The sequence below is a fragment of the Burkholderia cepacia complex sp. TUM26381 genome, from assembly GCF_057439935.1.
In genome coordinates this window covers 2770533-2788326 of sequence record NZ_CM172007.1, presented here as the reverse complement: position 1 = coordinate 2788326, position 17794 = coordinate 2770533, and the positions used below count along the sequence as shown (strand labels likewise).

At 69.2% G+C, this 17794-nt stretch carries 16 protein-coding genes; 9 read left to right on the top strand and 7 right to left on the bottom strand.

The genetic code is table 11. The features are described 5' to 3' along the window. Positions 1-86: 86 nt before the first annotated feature. Together psrA and ACWMMN_RS29200 are read left to right on the top strand one after the other, a co-directional pair. Positions 87-1223 carry an iron-containing alcohol dehydrogenase PsrA gene (psrA, locus tag ACWMMN_RS29205; RefSeq protein WP_486423491.1) on the top strand — a complete coding sequence of 379 codons (1137 nt, stop codon included), beginning with the start codon at positions 87-89 and terminating at the stop codon, positions 1221-1223. Positions 1224-1237: 14 nt separating this feature from the next. Then, positions 1238-2683, top strand: a complete 1446-nt coding sequence (locus ACWMMN_RS29200; RefSeq protein WP_340625307.1) for an MFS transporter — start codon at positions 1238-1240, stop codon at positions 2681-2683. 19 nt (positions 2684-2702) lie between these two features. Here ACWMMN_RS29200 and ACWMMN_RS29195 read toward each other — a convergent pair whose 3' ends face one another. Next, a complete protein-coding gene (locus tag ACWMMN_RS29195) occupies positions 2703-3617 on the bottom strand; it encodes an NAD(P)/FAD-dependent oxidoreductase (protein ID WP_256086740.1) in 915 nt (304 codons plus the stop codon). 140 nt (positions 3618-3757) lie between these two features. Here ACWMMN_RS29195 and ACWMMN_RS29190 point away from each other — a divergent pair, with 140 nt between their 5' ends. The 4 genes from ACWMMN_RS29190 (at position 3758) to ACWMMN_RS29175 (ending at position 9627) form a co-directional block, all read left to right on the top strand. Continuing rightward, positions 3758-4198, top strand: a complete 441-nt coding sequence (locus tag ACWMMN_RS29190) for an RrF2 family transcriptional regulator (RefSeq protein WP_174992863.1) — start codon at positions 3758-3760, stop codon at positions 4196-4198. A 250-nt stretch (positions 4199-4448) separates the two neighbouring features. Next, positions 4449-5039, top strand: a complete 591-nt coding sequence (locus tag ACWMMN_RS29185) for a DUF2760 domain-containing protein (protein ID WP_256086739.1) — start codon at positions 4449-4451, stop codon at positions 5037-5039. After that, a complete protein-coding gene (locus ACWMMN_RS29180; RefSeq protein ID WP_059237589.1) occupies positions 5036-6877 on the top strand; it encodes an Hsp70 family protein in 1842 nt (613 codons plus the stop codon). Before ACWMMN_RS29185 ends, ACWMMN_RS29180 begins: the two co-directional genes overlap by 4 nt. 5 nt (positions 6878-6882) lie before the next feature. Further along, on the top strand, positions 6883-9627 hold the full coding sequence (locus ACWMMN_RS29175; RefSeq protein ID WP_486423490.1) for an Hsp70 family protein: 2745 nt from the start codon (positions 6883-6885) through the stop codon (positions 9625-9627). 85 nt (positions 9628-9712) lie between these two features. Here the strand turns inward: ACWMMN_RS29175 and ctlX are convergent, their stop codons facing one another. After that, a complete protein-coding gene (ctlX, locus tag ACWMMN_RS29170) occupies positions 9713-10714 on the bottom strand; it encodes a citrulline utilization hydrolase CtlX (protein WP_486423489.1) in 1002 nt (333 codons plus the stop codon). A gap of 59 nt (positions 10715-10773) precedes the next feature. Next, positions 10774-11853, bottom strand: a complete 1080-nt coding sequence (locus ACWMMN_RS29165) for an ornithine cyclodeaminase (protein ID WP_059237586.1) — start codon at positions 11851-11853, stop codon at positions 10774-10776. 295 nt (positions 11854-12148) lie between these two features. On the opposite strand from ACWMMN_RS29165, the gene ACWMMN_RS29160 reads away from it, so the two are divergent. Then, positions 12149-12580, top strand: coding sequence for an Lrp/AsnC family transcriptional regulator (locus ACWMMN_RS29160; protein WP_059237585.1), 432 nt, complete (start codon positions 12149-12151; stop codon positions 12578-12580). Positions 12581-12615: 35 nt separating this feature from the next. Here ACWMMN_RS29160 and ACWMMN_RS29155 read toward each other — a convergent pair whose 3' ends face one another. The 4 genes from ACWMMN_RS29155 to ACWMMN_RS29140 are packed head-to-tail and all read right to left on the bottom strand — an operon-like array spanning position 12616 to position 16215. Continuing rightward, complete coding sequence (locus ACWMMN_RS29155) at positions 12616-13209, bottom strand: peroxidase-related enzyme (protein WP_340625302.1); 594 nt, start codon at positions 13207-13209, stop codon at positions 12616-12618. Continuing rightward, positions 13206-13736, bottom strand: a complete 531-nt coding sequence (locus ACWMMN_RS29150; protein WP_342705760.1) for a CMD domain-containing protein — start codon at positions 13734-13736, stop codon at positions 13206-13208. Before ACWMMN_RS29150 ends, ACWMMN_RS29155 begins: the two co-directional genes overlap by 4 nt. A gap of 44 nt (positions 13737-13780) precedes the next feature. Continuing rightward, positions 13781-15205, bottom strand: coding sequence for an NAD(P)-binding domain-containing protein (locus ACWMMN_RS29145; protein ID WP_486423488.1), 1425 nt, complete (start codon positions 15203-15205; stop codon positions 13781-13783). Then, positions 15202-16215, bottom strand: a complete 1014-nt coding sequence (locus ACWMMN_RS29140; RefSeq protein WP_059237581.1) for a LysR family transcriptional regulator — start codon at positions 16213-16215, stop codon at positions 15202-15204. The genes ACWMMN_RS29145 and ACWMMN_RS29140 overlap by 4 nt, the downstream gene beginning before the upstream one ends. A gap of 60 nt (positions 16216-16275) precedes the next feature. On the opposite strand from ACWMMN_RS29140, the gene ACWMMN_RS29135 reads away from it, so the two are divergent. Both ACWMMN_RS29135 and ACWMMN_RS29130 read left to right on the top strand, forming a co-directional pair. Further along, positions 16276-16557: a hypothetical protein gene (locus ACWMMN_RS29135; RefSeq protein WP_340625299.1), complete on the top strand. Its 282-nt coding sequence runs from the start codon at positions 16276-16278 to the stop codon at positions 16555-16557. 13 nt (positions 16558-16570) lie between these two features. Further along, positions 16571-17764: an ABC transporter substrate-binding protein gene (locus ACWMMN_RS29130; RefSeq protein ID WP_059237580.1), complete on the top strand. Its 1194-nt coding sequence runs from the start codon at positions 16571-16573 to the stop codon at positions 17762-17764. The last annotated feature ends 30 nt before the right edge of the window (positions 17765-17794 follow it).

The window sequence follows — 17794 nt, the reverse complement described above, 5'->3', positions numbered from 1 at the left end:
GCAGATTGGCCTTCCCGCATGATTCGTCATGCAGATTATTGGGCCGTGCACGTGCACGGCACGCCGTGTCGCGCGGGAGCGGCGGCATGAGCGACTGGCGCTTTCACAATCCCGTCCGGATCCGCTTCGGCGTCGACGCGCTGGCGGATCTGAACGAGGCGCTCGCCGGGCGCAGCTACGCGATCGTCACGTATCCCGACGCGGTGTTCGCGCGGATCGCCGACCGTGTCGAAGCACAGCTCGGGCCGGCGCTCACGCGGATCGACTGCGTCGAGGCGAACCCGTCGGTGTCGATGCTGCGTCGCGCGTGCGACCGGCTCGCCGCATTGCCCGGCAAGCCGGACGTGCTGATCGCGCTCGGCGGCGGCTCGGTGATCGATTCGGCGAAAGTGCTGGCCGCCGAACACGGCGACTTCGACCGTGTGCTGCGCATCCTGTCCGGCGGCGCCGGCAATGACGATACCGCGCGGCCTGCGCTGCCGATCGTCGCGATCCCGACCACGGCCGGCACCGGCAGTGAAGTGACGCACTGGGCGACCGTCTGGGATCCGCACAACGCGCGCAAGCTGTCGCTGTCGCGGCCCGATCTCTATCCGGAAACGGTGATCGTCGATCCGCGGCTGATGGTCGGCCTGCCGATGCAGCCGACGCTCGCGAGCGGCCTCGACGCGCTGTCGCACGCGCTCGAAAGCATCTGGAACATCCATGCGAACCCGGTGACACGCGGCCTCGCCGTGCAGGCGGCGCGCGAACTGATACGCGGCCTCGGCCGCGTGAATGCGCATCCCGACGATCTCGACGCGCGCAGCGACATGGCGCTGGGCGCGCTGCGTGCGGGGCTCGCGTTCTCGAACACGCATACCGCGCTCGCCCACAACATTTCCTACGCGATCACGCTGACGCGCGGCGTCGCGCACGGCATCGCGTGCTCGTTCTGCCTGCCGGCCGTGATGCAGGCGGCGCTCGGCGTCGACGCCGCGTGCGACGCCGCGCTGCGCGAGATCTTCGGCGATACGGCGACGGCGCCCGCGCAGCTCGGCGCGTTGCTCGACGCGCTCGGCGTCGCGAGCCACCCGGCCGCGTACGGGATCGGCGCGCACGAATGGGCGCAGATCGTGGATCACGCATTCGACGGCGCACGCGGGCGCAACTTCATCGGCACGCGCGCACGCTTTCCGCATTTCGACTTCAGCCCGGAGCAGCCCGAGCGGGCGCTTCACTGACGAGGACTTCCATCATGACACCGTCTCACCCGATCGAAACCGACGCGCTCACGCGTCTCGACAACCTGCCGTGGACACGCTTTCACACGCTGATGCTGGTCGCGCTCGGCGTCGGCTGGGCGCTGGATTCGTTCGAAACCAACATCATCGGCAGCGTGTTCGGCGTGCTCAAGTCGCACTGGCACCTGAGCGCCGCGCAGGGCTCGCTCGCGGTCAGCATCTGGGTGTTCGGGATGCTCGTCGGCGCAATCGCGTTCGGCTATCTCGCCGACCGCTACGGCCGCAAGCGCCTGTTTCTCGCGACGCTGCTCTGGTACGCGTTGTTCAGCGTCGCGACCGTGCTGTCGTGGAACTACGATGCGTTCCTGTTCTTCCGCGCGATGACGGCGCTGGCCGTCGGCGGCGAATATTCGGCGGTGACCGCGACGATGGGCGAGTTCATCCCGAAACGCCATCGCGGCCGCACCGACGCGCTGATCCTGTCGGGCTTCCCGGTCGGTGCGTTGCTGTCGGCGGCCGTGTCGTATCTCGTGCTGAACCAGTTGCCGGCCGAGTGGGCATGGCGCGTGGGCTTCGGCCTCGGCACGACGATGGCGCTGGTGTTCTTCTGGATTCGCCGCGTGATTCCGGAGTCGCCGCGCTGGCTGATCCAGCAGGGGCGCGTGGCGGAAGCCGAAGCGATCGTCGCGCAGATCGTCGAGCGCGAGGCACGCGATCCGCGGGTGCAGAACGATCGCGCGCAGCTGACGAAACGTTATACGCCGACCCGTTTCGCGCACCAGGCGCCCGCGTTCTGGCGCAACGTCGGCGAGCTGTTCGGCGCGTACCGCGCGCGCTGCGCGCTGGCCGGGGCGCTGAACTTCTCGCAGGCGGCCGTCGTGTACGGCGTGCTGTCGCTGATGGCGCTCGTGATCCTGCCGTACATGAAGGTACCGTCGACCGACATGCCGGTCTACTACATGATCGGCAACGCCGCGGCGCTCGCGGGCGGTATCGTCGCGGCGCTGCTCGTCGAGGCGTGGGGGCGGCGCGCGTCGCTGTTCGCGAGCTACACGTTCACCGTCGCGGCGATCGTGTTCATCTACGCGATGCATGCGCTGCCCGGCATGGTGCTCGGCTACTGCCTGATCCAGTTCGGCGTCACATGGGCGTACATCTCGGGCTATGTCGTGTCGTCCGAGATCCTGCCGACGCGGATTCGCGCGACGGGGCTCGGGGTGTCGGTCGCGATCGGCCGGCTCGGCGCGGTGATCGCGCCGCTGATGCTGACGAACGTCTACGCGATGTCCGGCGCGCCGTCGGCCGCGCTGATCGTGCTGCTCGTGCTCGCGTTGCCGGGCCCGCTCGCGGCCGGCCTGTGGTGGATCAACGGGCGCGAGACGCGGCGGATTTCGCTCGAGGCGTGCAGCGCGGAAGCCGACGCGCAGCCGGCGGTGGACGCCGCGCCGCGCATCGCGTGACTCCCGGCTGCCTGCCAGCCTACGCGTGCAGCCCGAAAATCAGCGACCGGTGTGCGCCCACGCCGGCCGCGACGCCCGATGCCGATGCGAACGTCGCGTTGGTCATCAGGCTCGACGCGTCGCCGGCCGCATACACGCCGGCGACGCTCGTCTGCTTCCACGTATCGACGCGAATCGCGGTGCCGAGCGGCCCTTCGTCGAACGCGCAGCCGAGCTGCTGCGCGAGGTCGCTGGCCATGTCGGTGCGCGCGCCGATGAACAGCGCCTCGACCGGCACGACTTGACCGTCGGCGAGCCGCAGTGCGTCGATACGCGGTGCATCGCCGAGGATCTCGACGACCGGCGAGCGCGCGATGCGCACGCCGCGCGCGGCGAGCAGCGCGGCTTCTTCGTCGTTTTCCTCGACGACGCCCTGCGTGAACCACGTCGTCGGGCCCCAGTCCGGAATCAGGATCGCCTGATGGACCGAGAGCGGATGGGTGGCGAGCACGCCGAGCCGCTGGCCGCTTACTTCGTATCCATGGCAGTACGGACAATGCAGCACGCTGACACCCCAGCGTTCGGCGAGCCCCGGCAGCGCGGGCAGCTCGTCGCGGATGCCGGTCGCGAGGATCAGCCGGTCGGCGCTCGCGCGGCCGCCGTCGGCCAGCGTCACGTGAAAGCGGCCGTTCGCATCGCGTTCGGCCGTGCGCGCCTCGCCTTCGATCAACTGCACCGTCGGATACGCGGCGAGCTGCGCGGTCGCTTCCACGACGATCTGCGCGGGCGGCTTGCCGTCCTGTCCGAAGAAACCGTGCGCGTGTTCGGCAAAGCGGTTGCGCGGCCGGCCTGCGTCGATCACGAGCACGCGACGGCGTGCCCGTGCCAGCTGCATCGCGGCCGACAGTCCTGCAAAGCTGCCGCCGACCACGATCACTTCATGATGGGTATCCATGTATCCACTCCTTTCTGAACCTGCGTGAATGACACACGTGCTCCGCTGGCGGCCAACTCATGAAACACGAGAAGTTGCATGATAGGGCGATGGTATCATTCATGCAACTTCAGAAGTTTCGAGAGAGGGGAGTGCCGCCCGTGAGAACCGACAGCCGTTTGTCGCGCATGCTGCATGCGCTGATCCACATGGACCAGGCCGACGGCCCGCTGACGTCGGAGACGATCGCGACGATGCTGTGCACGAATCCGGTCGTCGTGCGGCGCTTGCTCGGCGGCCTGCGCGATGGCGGCTACGTGCAGTCGGAGAAAGGGCACGGCGGTGGCTGGGCGTTGAGCGTCGCGCTCGACGACATCACGCTGCTCGACGTCTATCGCGCGGTGGGCGAGCCGCCGCTGTTTTCCGACCTGGTGCCGGAGGACGAGCCCGAATGCCTGGTCGAACAGGCCGTCAACGCACATCTGTCGGCCACGCTGAAGGATGCCGAAGCATCGCTGCTGGCGCGCTTCGGCGAAGTCACGCTCGGCATGCTGTCGCGCGATTTCGAGGCGAAGGCGGCCCGGCTGCGCCAGCCGCGCTGACGCATCGCAGCATCGCGGTCGCTCGCGCCTGACGTGCGATCCGGCGCGGCTGAAACTGCCGTGCCGCGATGTTCTGTCCCCCAACTTCTGCCCGGTTCGCCCGCCACAGGGCAAAATACGGGTTTTCCGCACCCGCGAGGGCGCGACCGAATCACGCGCCGGGCGGCGGCAGTGCGCAATCCGCACGCCGCCGCCCGGCGCCCAGGCAAGATCGCTCGCCATGTCGCGAGCCCACAGGAGTCCAGACCCCATGCCCGAATCCAACCTGTCCTTCTTCGGCCGGCTGTCGCTGGCCGTCGGCACGTTCTTCTCCGTGCTCGGCAACCGCGAGTTCGCGGCCGGCGTGCTGCGCGTCCGCGATGGCGCCCCGGCGCCGGTCGCGCCGACCCCGGCCCCGGCTGCCGTGCCGGTTGCACCGGCGCCCGCACCCGTGAAGGCGCCGGCGCCCGAGCTGCGCGAAGCGAGCCCGCAGGCTGCGCTGCAACTGCTCGGTCTGCTGCAGCGCGATGCGCGCTTCATCGATTTCGTCGAGGAAGACATCGCCGGCTACGCGGACGCCGACATCGGTGCCGCCGCTCGCCTCGTGCACGACGGCTGCCGCGCTGCGCTGCGCGAACACTTCACGATCGTGCCGGTGCGCGATGAAGCGGAAGGCAGCCGCGTGACGCTGCCGGCCGGCTTCGACGCGACGGCTGTGCGCGTGACGGGCAACGTGGTCGGCTCGGCGCCGTTCACGGGCACGGTCAGCCATCGCGGCTGGCGTGTGGCCGACGTGCGCCTGCCGAAGCTGACGGGCAGCCACGACGCTTCGGTGGTCGCACCGGCGGAGGTGGAACTGTGAGCGATCCGCGCTATTCGATCGGTATCGACCTCGGGACGACCCACTGCGCGCTGTCGTATGTCGACAGCAGCGCAAGCGACGGCGAAAAGATCACGCAGCAAGTGCTGCCGATCGCGCAGCTGACCGCGCCCGGCGCGCTGGAATCGCGCGACCTGCTGCCGTCGTTCCTCTATCTGCCGCATGAAAGCGAACTGACGCAGGGCGACCTGACGCTGCCGTGGACGGCATCGCGCGCCTTCGCGGTTGGCGAAATGGCACGCACGCGCGGCGCCGGCACGCCGATCCGCCTCGTGTCGAGCGCGAAGAGCTGGCTGTGCCACCCCGGCGTCGACCGCCGCGCGGCGATCCTGCCGAGCGATGCGCCGCCGGAGGTGTCGCGCGTGTCGCCGCTGGAAAGCTCGATTCGCTACCTGACGCACCTGCGCGAAGCGTGGGACCACGCGCATCCCGACGCGCCGTTCGCCGACCAGGACGTAACGGTCACGATCCCCGCGTCGTTCGATCCGGCCGCGCGCGAACTGACGGCCGAGGCGGCACGCGCCGCCGGCTACTCGCGGATGACGCTGCTCGAGGAGCCGCAGGCCGCGCTGTACAGCTGGATCCAGAAGAGCCAGGGCGGCTGGCGCAAGCAGGTGCAGGTCGGCGACCTGATCCTGTGCGTCGACGTCGGCGGCGGCACGACCGACCTGTCGCTGATCGCGGTGGTCGAGCGCGACGGCAATCTCGAACTGCATCGCGTGGCCGTTGGCGAGCACATCCTGCTCGGCGGCGACAACATGGACCTCGCGCTCGCGCACGTGGTCGCACGCAAGCTCGCGCAGCAGGGCACCCAAGCCGATCCGTGGCAACTGCGCGCGCTCACGTACGCGTGCCGCGCCGCGAAGGAAACGCTGCTGTCCGACCCGTCAGCCGATGCGGTGCCGCTCGTCGTGCCGAGCCGCGGCTCGAAGCTGATCGGCGGCTCGATCCGCACGGAGCTCACGCGCGCCGAACTCACGCAGACGATCCTCGAAGGCTTCTTCCCGCAGGTCGATGCCGCTGCGCGCCCGGTGAGCCGCGCGCGGGTCGGCCTGACGCAGCTCGGCCTGCCGTATGCGCAGGACGCGGGCATCACGCGCCATCTCGCGGCGTTCCTCGGCCGCCAGGTCGCGGCGCTCGACTCGCTCGAAGGCGTGCAGCGCACGCTGCCGCAGGGCGCGACGTTCCTGCATCCGACCGCCGTGCTGTTCAACGGCGGCGTGTTCAAGTCGACGCTGCTCACGCAGCGCGTGCTCGATACGCTCAACAGCTGGCTGGCCGCCGAAGGCGCGCCGCCCGCGCGCCTGCTCGAAGGCGCCGATCTCGACCTCGCGGTCGCGCGCGGCGCGGCGTACTACGGCTTTGTGAAGCGCGGCCGCGGCGTGCGCATTCGTGGCGGCACGGCGCGTGCGTACTACGTCGCGATCGAGTCGGCGATGCCCGCGGTGCCGGGGCTCGAACCGCCGGTGCAGGCGCTGTGCGTCGCGCCGTTCGGGATGGAGGAAGGCTCCGACGCGGCGCTGCCGCCGCAGGAGTTCGGCCTCGTCGTCGGCGAACCGGTGCAGTTCCGCTTCTTCGGTTCGTCGGTGCGCCGCCAGGATCAGGTCGGCACGCTGCTCGACTACTGGTCGCCGGAAGAGCTGCAGGAACTGGAAGAAATCCAGGCGACGCTGCCCGCCGAAGGGCGCACGGTCGGCGAAGTCGTGCCCGTGAAGCTGCATGCGCGCGTGACCGAAGCCGGCACGCTCGAACTCGAGGCGATCCCGAGCGGCACGAACGAGCGCTGGAAGGTCGAGTTCGACGTGCGCGGCGCCGCCTGAGCGCGATGAAGCGTTATACGGTCGGCATCGACCTCGGCACGAGCAATACGGTCGTCGCGTACGTCGAGGCCGGTTCCGACGCGATCCGCGTATTCGACGTCGAGCAACTGGTCGGCCCCGGCGCGGTGGCCGCGCAGCCGCTGCTGCCGTCGGTGCGCTATCACCCGGCGGCCGGCGAATTGCCGCCGGACGCGTTGCGGCTGCCGTGGGCGGCCGATGCGAAGGCGAACGCCGCCGGTGTGCCGCCGGCCGTGATCGGCCGCTATGCGCGCACGCTCGGCGCGCAGGTGCCGGGCCGGCTCGTGTCGAGCGCGAAGAGCTGGCTGTCGCACGCAGCGGTCGACCGGCTCGCGGCGATCCTGCCGTGGGGCGCGGCCGACGGCGTCGACAAGGTGTCGCCGGTCGATGCGAGCGCAAGCTATCTCGCGCATGTGCGCGATGCGTGGAACGCGCGCTTTCTCGATGCGCCGCTCGCGCAGCAGGACGTGATCCTGACGGTGCCCGCGTCGTTCGACGACGGCGCGCGCGCGTTGACGATCGAGGCCGCGCGGCGCGCGAAGCTGCCCGCGCTGCGGCTGCTGGAAGAGCCGCAGGCCGCGTTCTACGACTGGTTGTACGGTCAGCGCGACACGCTGCGCGATACGTTTGCCGCCGCGCGGCGCGTGCTGATCTGCGACGTCGGCGGCGGCACGACCGACCTCACGCTCGTCGATGTCGCGCCAGGCGACGACGGCGAGCCGGCGTTTACACGCGTCGGCGTCGGCAATCACCTGATGCTCGGCGGCGACAACATGGACCTCGCGCTTGCGCGCCTGGTCGAAACGCGGCTGACCGAGCCCGGCACGCGGTTGTCGGCCGCGAGCCTGTCGCAGCTCGTCGAGCGCTGCCGCGCGGCGAAGGAGCGGCTGCTCGGCGACGACGCGCCGGCGTCCGTCACCGTCACGCTGCTCGGCGCGGGCAGCAAGCTCGTCGGCGGCGCGCGCTCGGCCGAACTGACGCGGCAGGAAGTCGAGCAGATCGTCGTCGACGGTTTCTTTCCGCAGGTCGAAGCCGGCGAGCTGCCGCGCCGTGCGCGCGCGGCGATCGTCGAATTCGGGCTGCCGTATGCGAGCGACGCGGCCGTCACGCGGCACGTCGCCGCATTCCTGAACCGTCATGCGGAAGGCCCGCTGCCCGACACGCTGCTGCTCAACGGCGGCGTGTTCCGCGCGGGCGCGCTCGCCGGCCGTCTCGCGCAGACGCTCGGCGCGTGGCGCGGCGCGCCGCTCGACGTGTTGCACAACGCGCATCCGGATGTGGCCGTCGCGCGTGGTGCCGTCGCATACGGGCTCGCGCGAGCCGGGCATGCGCCCCGTATCGGCGGCGGCTCCGCGCGCAGCTATTTCCTTGTGCTCGACGACGGTGCGGCCGATTCGGCCGCGCGCGGCGTCTGCCTGCTGCCGCGCGGTACGGAAGAGGGCCGCGAGATCCGGCTCGACGATCGCACGTTCGCGTTGCAGCTCGGACAGCCGGTGCGTTTCCACCTCGTGTCGACGGTGGCCGAGACGAAGTATCAACCCGGCGATCTCGTCGATCTCGACGGCGGCGATTTCGTGCGGCTGCCGCCGATCGCGACGGTCGTCGACGCAAAGGCGGGCAGCGACGCACGCGAAACGCCGGTGAAGCTCACCGCGTCGCTGACGGAGGTCGGCACGCTCGAAATGCACTGCATCGCGACCGACGACGCGGCGCGCCGCTGGCGGCTCGAATTCCAGTTGCGCGGCGATGCGCCGGTGCAAGGCGACGATGCCGGGCCCGCGCGGCATCCGCGGCTCGACCAGGCGATCGAGCTGATCGAGCGCTCGTTCGGCAGCAAGGCCGCGGACGTGACGCCGAAGGACACGCGCCGGTTACGCGTACAACTTGAGCACGTGCTCGGCGCGCGCGAAGCGTGGGATGTGGCGCTCGCGCGCGAACTGTTCGACGCGTTGCTCGCGCGCGCACGGCGCCGACGCCGCTCGGCCGATCACGAACGCGCGTGGCTGAACCTTGCCGGATATTGCCTGCGTCCGGGTTTCGGTCATCCGCTCGATGCATGGCGCATCGAGCAGCTGTGGCCGCTGTTCGACGACGGGATTCAATACGTGACCGACGGACAGGTGTGGTCCGAGTGGTGGACGCTGTGGCGGCGCGTGGCCGGCGGCCTCGACGACGATGCGCAGACGCAGGTGCGTGACGCGATCGCGTTCCTCGAACCGTCGGACGACAAGCGCCGCAAGCTGCCGTTCGATCCGGGCAAGGTCGGCCCGGCCGACATGACACGGCTGTCCGCGTCGCTCGAACGGTTGCCGGTCGAGCGCAAGGTCGAACTGGCCGAGCGCCTGATCGCGCAACTGCAGAAGCCGGCCGAGCGTGCGCTTTGCGCGTGGGCGCTCGGGCGGATCGGTGCGCGCCGGCCGTTCTACGGCAGCGCGCACAGTGTCGTGCCGGCGGAAGTGGCCAATGGCTGGCTCGATGCGCTGTTCGCGCTCGACTGGAAACAGGTCGAGCCGGCCGCGTTCGCGGCCGCACAGATTGCGCGGATGACCGGCGATCGTTCGCGCGATTTGCCCGACGCTATGCGCGAGGCGGTCATCAAGCGCCTGTCGGCTGCGAATGCATCGTCGGCCTGGATCGACATGGTGCGTGAAGCGATCGCATTCGACGAAGCCGATACGGTGCGCGTGTTCGGCGAGACATTGCCGGCCGGATTGAAGCTGCTGGCCGTTTGAACGGCGTGCAGGATGCTTCGGCCTCGTTCGCAGGTCGAAGCATCCGGTTGCATCGGCGGTAACGTGAGGCCGATGCGCTTTCCCTTCAGGCGTGCGATTCCGCTTCGCGTTGCCGGTCCACTGCTTCGATTTCCGGCGCATCGTGCGCCGCATGACGCCGCGCGAGATGAATCCCCGCGAGCATGCAGCGCACCGACCCGCCGGCCAGTTCGATCGTCGGCACGTCGAGCGGTAGCAGCCGCGCGGAGCGTTCGATCACCGTTCGCTGGTCGCGCGTGAGGCAATCGAACGCACGTCGCGACAGCGCGAGCACGCGGCCATCCTTGCCCGACAGTTCCAGCGTATTGCCGGCGAAATTCTCGATTTGCGATTGATCGAGCGCGATCACCGCGCGTCCCGTTTCGGTCAGGCGTTGTGCGATTTCGCCGCGGCGCCGGCTGTCGGCGATCAGGTCGAGGCCGACCATCGCGAATTCGGTCGCGACGCTCATCATCACGTTCGTGTGATAAATCGGCCGCCCGCTCGCATCGGCGGTATCGAAGCAGATCGGCTCGAAATTGAAGTTCGTGCAGAAGCGTTCGAGCGCGACCGGATCGGCGCGGCGCGAACGCGCCGTGTACGCGATCCGTGCGACGTGGTCGAGCACCATCGCGCCGGTGCCTTCGAGAAACACGTCGTCGTATTCGAGCCCCGAGTAGTCGATCACGTCCTGCACGCGATACTCGGCCTTCAGCATCTCGATCACGTCCGCGCGCCGCTCGCGGCGGCGGTTTGGGCTGTACATCGGAAACAGCGCGACATGGCCGCCCGGATGCGTCGAGAACCAGTTGTTCGGGAACACGGAGTCGGGCGTGTCGCGCTCGCCGTGGTCGTCGAACACGTGCACGCGCACGCCCGCGTCGGCAAGCGTCTGCGCGGCGGCCGTGACTTCGTCGCGCGCGGCGGCCGATACCGACGGTGTGTCGCCCGCGCCGCCGCCGGCCGTGCGCTGGAACGCATTGTCGGCCGCGGTCTGCGGGTTCGGCAGGAAGCGGTGCGGCCGGATCATCACGACGGCGGCCGGCGCCTGGATCGATACGAGATTCATGAAAGGCAGGAGCGAAGGGCAGGAAAACGGGCGGCGCACGGGCCGCCCGCGGATGACGGTCAGCGCGCGAACGCGGCGACGGCTTCGGTCACGAACGCAGCGTGACCCTGCGCGATCGCAGCGGGGTCGTCGATCAGCGCGAACAGGTTCTTCGGATCGACGGCCGGCGGAATCAGCGCGATCTCGACGCCCGCGTTGTGCTGCTGCGCGAGCGCGTACAGGTAGCGCAGCGCCGAGTAATCCTCGAGCGCGAAGCCGACCGAATCGAACACGGTGACTTCATCCGCGCGTTCGCGGCCGGTCGTCTCGCGTTGCAGCACGCGCCACAGTTCGGTGACGGGGAAGTCGGCCGGCATCTGCTGGATCTCGCCTTCGATGCGCGACTGCGGCTCGAATTCGACGAACACGCGGCCTGCGTGCAGCACGCCCGCTTCGAGCTCGGTCTTGCCGGGGCAATCGCCGCCGACGGCGTTCAGGTGCATGCCGGGCTCGATCATGTCGGCCGTGACGATGGTCGCGTACGCCTTGTCGGCGGTGACGGTCGTCACGATGTCGGCGCCGCGCACGGCGTCGGCGGTCGATGCCGCGCGCACGACGCGCAACGCCGGATACGCGGCGAGGTTCTGCACGAGCTTGTCGGTCGCGAGCGGATCGACGTCGAATACGCGGATTTCGTCGATGCCGAGCAGCGTGTGGAACGCGATCGCCTGGAATTCGCTCTGCGCGCCGTTGCCGATCAGCGCCATCTTGCGCGAATCGGGCCGCGCCAGCAGCTGGGCGGCGAGCACCGACGTGGCGGCCGTGCGCAGCGCGGTGGTGAGCGTGAGTTCGGCGAGCAGCAGCGGGTAGCCGGTATCGACTTCGGCGAGCGCGCCGAACGCCATCACCGTGTGCATGCCGCGCGCCGCGTTGACGGGGTGGCCGTTCACGTACTTGAACGCGAACAGCGACGCGTTCGCGACGGGCATCAGCTCGATCACGCCGTCGCGCGAATGGCAGGCGACGCGCGGCGACTTGTCGAAATCGGCCCAGTGCAGGTAATCGGCGCGCAGCGTGTCGACGAGTTCGCGCAGGAACGTCGTCACGCCGGTCCTGGCGATCAGGCGGGCGGTGGCGGGAACGTCGAGGAAGCGGGTCATCGGTCTGTCTCCATATTCAGTGCCGGTACGGGTGTCCTGGCGTTCTGGTCGACCGGGCGGGGCTTCGGCGCGCGTCCGGGCTTCCTGGAAAAGCCTCGGCGCGGCGTGGTCGGCCGGTCGATGGAGTCATTATTTCCGTGAGTCGAGCCAACAAAAAGACAGCAAAAGTGGCAGATTTCTCGATAGACTTGGCAAATTGCCAGCCCATTCCGGCAATGTGTCCGGTTTGCGCTGGTCGGAATGCGCAGTCTCCGGCACGCTGGCGGCCGGCTCACGCTCAACTGGAAGCCCGTTCATGATCACGCTCGACGACGTCGACCGTCAGCTCATCGCACTGCTGCGCGACAACGCGCGACTGCCCGTCGTCGCGCTGGCGAAAGCATTGCGCGTCGCGCGTGCGACCGTGCAGAACCGGCTGACGCGGCTGGAGAAAAACGGCGTGATCGTCGGTTATACGGTGCGGCTCAAGCCGGCGGCGGAACGCCACCGGATCCGCGCGCTGATGTCGATCGCGGTGCAGGGCAATCGCGGCGCGGAGGTGGTGAAGGTGCTGCGCGGGCATCCGAACGTCGCGTCGATCCACAGCACGAACGGGCGCTGGGATCTCGTCGCCGAGCTGCATGCCGATTCGCTCGAGCACTTCGATCGCGTGCTCGGTGCGATCCGGCTGATCGACGGGATCGCGAATACCGAGACGAGTATCTTGCTGTCGACGCACAAGGCGTAACGCGGGCGGGGCCCGCAGCCCGTCTTTCCGTGCAGTCAGGCGCTGGCCGCCGGTTCCGGAAACACCGGTTCGCCCAGTGTCAGCATCAGCCGGTTCGCCCACGCGAAGATCGCAACCGCGTGCGACAGGTCGAGAATCTCTTCGTGCGTCAGCCCTTCGGCTTCGAGCGCCGCGATGGCGCGTTCGTCGATCGCGTCGGGGCGTTCGGTCAATGCGATCGCATAACGGACGATCGCGCGTTCGCGCGTCGTCGTGCCGGCCGTCGCCGGATCGTCGAACACCTGCTCGATCGCATCGGTGCGTTTCGCGAGTTGCGCGAAGCGCTGCGCATGCACCGACGCGCAATACACGCAGCCATTCACGCGCGATACGGCCGTGCTGGCCAGTTCGCGCTCGGCGCGTGAGAGTCCGCCGGGACCGTACATGATCGCGTTGAACACGCCCGAGCGTTGTCGCAGGATCTCGGGCAGATGGACGAGCAGCAGGTAGTAGTCGGACGTCTTCGCCTGCGGGTGGCTCGCTTCGAGCACCGCAAGCTGATCGGGCGTCGCCGCATCGAGCGAGACCGTGTCGAGCCAGGCGCGCCAGCCGAGCGTGTCGGACGTGAAGCCGTGGGTTGCCGTCGTCATGCAGCCTCCCTGGTCTTGCGTGCCTGAAGCGCACGGGCGGCAACGGCGACGCGCAACTGATAGGCGACGAACGCCACGAGCTGCGACAGCGCGACGATCGCGGGCGTCGTGAGGCCGGCCGACTTCAGCGCGTCGAGATCGGATGCGCGCGCATCGACAGGGGAGAGCGCCAGGCGCTTCGCGTGCGCGAGGATCGCGCCAACGCGTTGCGGCAGTGCGTCGAACGCGTCGGCATCGGCCTGTTCGATGTCGCCGGCCGAGCCGCCCGCGTCGAGCAGCCGGGCGCGATAGGTGTCGGCCAGCGCGGATGCATTCGACTTCCGCGCGACGTACCTTGCCGCATGCAGCCGCTCGACCAGCGAAAGATCGGGCAATGCGGGATCGAACAACGCGGCTTCGCTCAACTGCGTATGCAGCAGCACCTTGGCGCGTGCACGGCGCAGCGCGGCGACGGCGTCGCCGTCGCGCAGGCCCGCGACCGCGTCGATCGTATCCGGCACGGCGGCCGGCGTGATGGAATCAGTCATCGTTTCGTTTTTCCTTCTTCGTCGGTGTGATCGATGGCGCGCGGTCACGCATCGGCGTCGCGCCATTCGTCGCCTTGCAGTTCGGCATTCGCGTAAGCAACGAGCGCGTCGTAGTGGCGGTCGCGGTCGGCGTCGAACAGCCGGCTCGCGATACCGCGCGCCAGCCGCTTCGCGCCCGCGCTGATCGCCGGAATATCACCGGACAGCTTGCCGTGGCTCAGGCTCGCCGCATGGTTGAAGCAATGGATACGCGTGACGGCCGGGCATGCCCCGCGCTCGCGCTCCTGGAACGCGAACGCGGGGCCGAGGTCGGGTGACTCGGCAAGCTCGTCGAGCCGCAGATCCGGTTCCGGTCGATAGCGATCCTTCCAGCGCCGCACGTGCGCGCCGAACGATGCGAATTCCGCGCGCGTCGTCCAGTCCGAATGAAAGCCGGTCGCGAAAATCAGGAAGTCCACCGTGTAACGTCCGCGCGGCGTCGTCACATCGAGGCCGCCCGCGTGGCCGGCAAGCGTCTCGATCGGGCTGCCCGCATGAAAATGCGCATGCGCGTGGCGCGATACGCGCAGCACGCTGTCGCGCGGCGGCGGCGTTTGCGACGTCAGCGCGTAGTGCATGAAGCGCCACTTCGTCGCGTCGTCGAGATCGGCATAGCCGTACACGAGCCCCGGGCTGCCGATGCCGGTCAGCTTGTTGATGCGCGGGATGTCCGCGCGGCGGAAGAACAGGTCGACGCGCGCGGCGCCCGCTTCGAGTGCGGTGCCCGCGTTGTCGAATGCGGACGCGCTCGCACCGACTACGCCAACGCGCTTGCCTGCGAGCGCCGCAAAGTCGATCGGCTCGGATGAATGGGCCCAGCGCGTGCGCGGTGCGCGTTGCGCGACGGGCGGTACATACGGGCCACCGAGACCGTCACGGCCGGTCGCGAGCACGACGTGCCGCGCGAGCAGCGTCTGCGCCTCGCCGTTGCCGCGCACGTCGAGCGCGAGCAGGCCGTCGTCGCGCGGGCGCAGCGCGACGAGCGTCGTGTCGTTGCGCACCTGCAGGTCGAGCACGCGCCGATACCAGCGCAGGTAGTCCATCCATTGCGTGCGCGGAATCTTGTAGAGCGCGTCCCACGCGTCGCGGCCGAATTGCGCTTCGAACCACGCGCGGAACGTCAGCGCGGGCAGGCCGAGCGCGGGGCCGGCAAGTTGTTTCGGGGAACGCAGCGTTTCCATCCGCGCGAACGTGACCCACGGGCCTTCATAACCGGCCGGCGCGCGGTCGATCACGCACTGGTTGTCGATGCCGAGCAGGCGCAGTTCGGCGGATGCCGCGAGCCCCGCCATGCCGCCGCCGACGATCGCGACGTCGAGCACGCGTGCGCCGTCCGCTTCGCGCGGCGGCACCCACGACGGCGCGGGCAGGTCGAGCCAGCGCAGATCCTGCGCGAGCCGTGCTTCGAGTGCGTCGAGCGGTGTCGTCACGCGGCCTCCGGTCGTGTGCGGCGCGCACGTGCGGCGCGTGGCGGGCGTGCCGCCCGCTCGCTGCGCAGCCGGTCGCCGCGCAGCAGCGCATCGTGCGCGGCGGCGTCGTGAAAGATCACGTCGTCGAGCAGTGCGCGCGTCGTGCGATGCAGCGCGTCGAGCAGCGCATCGACGGCGGCCGTGCGCGGCTTGCCCGCCGGGGTTGCGACGCCGAATGCGAACGGGATGTCGACGTCGAGCGGGCGTGCGACGACGCCGTCCACCGGCAGCGCGACGCCCGTCGCCGGATCGACGATGCCGATTCCGATGCCCGCGCGCGCGGCCATCACCGCATTCAGCGACGCATTGGTTTCGATGAACACGCGCGCATCGACGCGCGCGGCGGCGAACGCCGCGTCGATCCGCTGGCGCAGCCGGTGCCGGTTCGCGACCGTCACGATGCGACGGCGTGCGAGATCGCGCAGCGCGATACACGGCTTCGCAGCGAGCGGATCGCCGGCGGGCAGCACGGCGACGCAAGGGGTCTGCGCGATCCAGTGCACGTCGAGCCCGGCATGCGCCATCGGCAGCGTGACGACGCCGACGTCCGCCGTGCCGGCCAGCACTTCGTGCACGACATGCTCGGCCGATTCGCTGCGCAACTGGTAATGCGGCGCGTGTGCGTCGTCGGGTAGCGCGGCGAGCGCGGCCGGCACGAGCGTGGCCGCGAGCGACGGCGTTGCCGCGATGCGCACGGGTTCGGCCGTTTCGTTGCCGAGCGCGCGTGCCCGCGCCTCGATCGCGCGCAGGCCGACCAGCGAGCGCTCGACTTCCTCGTACAGCAGGAACGCGCGCCGTGTCGGTGTGACGCGCGGGCCGTGCCGGTCGAACAGCGCGTAGCCGAGATCGGCTTCCAGCTCCTGGATCTGCCGCGTGACGGCCGGCTGCGAGCGGCCGAGCAATTCGCCCGCGCCGGTCACGCTGCCGGCCGACATGACCGCGGAAAAGGCTTCGAGTTGATGCAGCTCCATGACGCGTTCCGATGATGCAATTTGTGCATTGTAGGAGTGTGAGCATGCGTGATTCATATAATGATTTTTGCTATCGACAGCGTGAAAACTGCGAAGCGTGTGATTGCTGCGGTGGCCGGTTGCACACGCATGCGCACCGAATGTGTGGGGCGACTCGAAGGAAACACCCATCGAATCAACGCGATGCGACGTATGTCGATGCAGCGTGCAAAGCGGGTCGAACGGATGACCGTTCGCGTATGTGATCCGCTTCGCGTCGCACGCGATATCGATATGCGCAAAACTTCGTTGGATCGTCCTGAACCGGATGGTTACATGCCCTCACTCTTTTCGACCGATTGAAGCTGGGGGACGCATGAACGTTTCGGGGAACGACACACGCGGCGCATGGCGGCGCGTACTGGGCACGGTGGCGGCGCTCGCTGCCGCATGGAGTTTGTCGGCCGGCGGCGCGCTCGCGGCGGGCGTGTCGGGCGAGCCGGTGGTGGTCGGCGTGAGCGGGCCGCTGACGGGACAGGACGCGCAATACGGCGAACAATGGAAGCGCGGCTTCGATCTCGCGCTCGACGAGATCAACGGCAGCGGCGGCATTCACGGCCGGCCGCTCGCGATCGACTTCCAGGACAGCCGCAGCGACCCGCGTCAGGCAGTGGCGATCGCGCAGAAGTTCGTCGCCGATCCGCGCATCGCGATCGAGCTGGGTGACTTCTCGAGCGCGACGTCGATGGCCGCGTCGCCGATCTATCAGCGCGGCCAGCTGGTGCAGTTCGGCTTTACGAATTCGCATCCGGATTTCACGAAGGGCGGCGACTATCTGTGGAGCACCGCGCTGAGCCAGGCCGAAGAACAGCCGTTGCTCGCACGCTATGCGGTGAAGGAACTCGGCTTCAAGCGGATCGCGGTGCTGTACCTGAACACCGACTGGGGCCGCACCAGCAAGGACATCTTCGCGAAGGCGGTCGCCGGGCTCGGCGCGCAGGTCGTCGCGGCCGAGGGCTACCAGCCGGCCGAGAAGGATTTCCGCTCGACGCTCGTGCGGATCGGCGCGTCGAAGCCCGATTCGATCGTGCTGATCTCGTACTACGCGGACGGCGCGCAGATCGTGCGGCAGGCGCGCACGTCGGGCGTCACGCTGCCGATCGCGGCGGTCGGCTCCGTGTATTCGCCGAAGTTTCTCGAGCTGGGCGGCACGGCCGTCGAAGGCGTCTACACGGAATCGAACTTCTTCCCGGCCGAGCCGCGCCCCGAGGTGCAGGCGTTCGTGCAGCGCTATCGCGCGAAATTCCATGCCGATCCCGATTCGTTCGTCGCGCGTGCGTACGACGCGCTGATCCTGTCGGCGGAAGTGCTGCGCCGCTACGGCACGACGCGCCAGGCCGCGCACGACGGCTTCGCGAAGGTCGGCGACGTGCCGAGCGTGATCTTCGGCAAGGTGCGCTTCGATCCGCAGACACGCCGTGTTGCAGGCGCGCGCACCGTGTACCTGGTCGTGAAGCAGGGGCAGTGGGCGCTGTGGGATGGCGCGAAGCCGCAGCTCGCGGCGCGCTGAACCCGACATGAACCGCATGCAAGTGACGGA

Excerpts from the sequence above, each read along its gene's own strand:
- psrA (WP_486423491.1), top strand. The coding sequence starts at position 87 with ATGAGCGACTGGCGCTTTCACAATCCCGTCCGGATCCGCTTCGGCGTC.
- ACWMMN_RS29200 (WP_340625307.1), top strand. The coding sequence starts at position 1,238 with ATGACACCGTCTCACCCGATCGAAACCGACGCGCTCACGCGTCTCGAC.
- ACWMMN_RS29195 (WP_256086740.1), bottom strand. The coding sequence starts at position 3,617 with ATGGATACCCATCATGAAGTGATCGTGGTCGGCGGCAGCTTTGCAGGA.
- ACWMMN_RS29185 (WP_256086739.1), top strand. The coding sequence starts at position 4,449 with ATGCCCGAATCCAACCTGTCCTTCTTCGGCCGGCTGTCGCTGGCCGTC.
- ACWMMN_RS29175 (WP_486423490.1), top strand. The coding sequence starts at position 6,883 with ATGAAGCGTTATACGGTCGGCATCGACCTCGGCACGAGCAATACGGTC.
- ctlX (WP_486423489.1), bottom strand. The coding sequence starts at position 10,714 with ATGAATCTCGTATCGATCCAGGCGCCGGCCGCCGTCGTGATGATCCGG.
- ACWMMN_RS29165 (WP_059237586.1), bottom strand. The coding sequence starts at position 11,853 with ATGACCCGCTTCCTCGACGTTCCCGCCACCGCCCGCCTGATCGCCAGG.
- ACWMMN_RS29160 (WP_059237585.1), top strand. The coding sequence starts at position 12,149 with ATGATCACGCTCGACGACGTCGACCGTCAGCTCATCGCACTGCTGCGC.
- ACWMMN_RS29155 (WP_340625302.1), bottom strand. The coding sequence starts at position 13,209 with ATGACGACGGCAACCCACGGCTTCACGTCCGACACGCTCGGCTGGCGC.
- ACWMMN_RS29150 (WP_342705760.1), bottom strand. The coding sequence starts at position 13,736 with ATGACTGATTCCATCACGCCGGCCGCCGTGCCGGATACGATCGACGCG.
- ACWMMN_RS29140 (WP_059237581.1), bottom strand. The coding sequence starts at position 16,215 with ATGGAGCTGCATCAACTCGAAGCCTTTTCCGCGGTCATGTCGGCCGGC.
- ACWMMN_RS29135 (WP_340625299.1), top strand. The coding sequence starts at position 16,276 with ATGATTTTTGCTATCGACAGCGTGAAAACTGCGAAGCGTGTGATTGCT.
- ACWMMN_RS29130 (WP_059237580.1), top strand. The coding sequence starts at position 16,571 with ATGAACGTTTCGGGGAACGACACACGCGGCGCATGGCGGCGCGTACTG.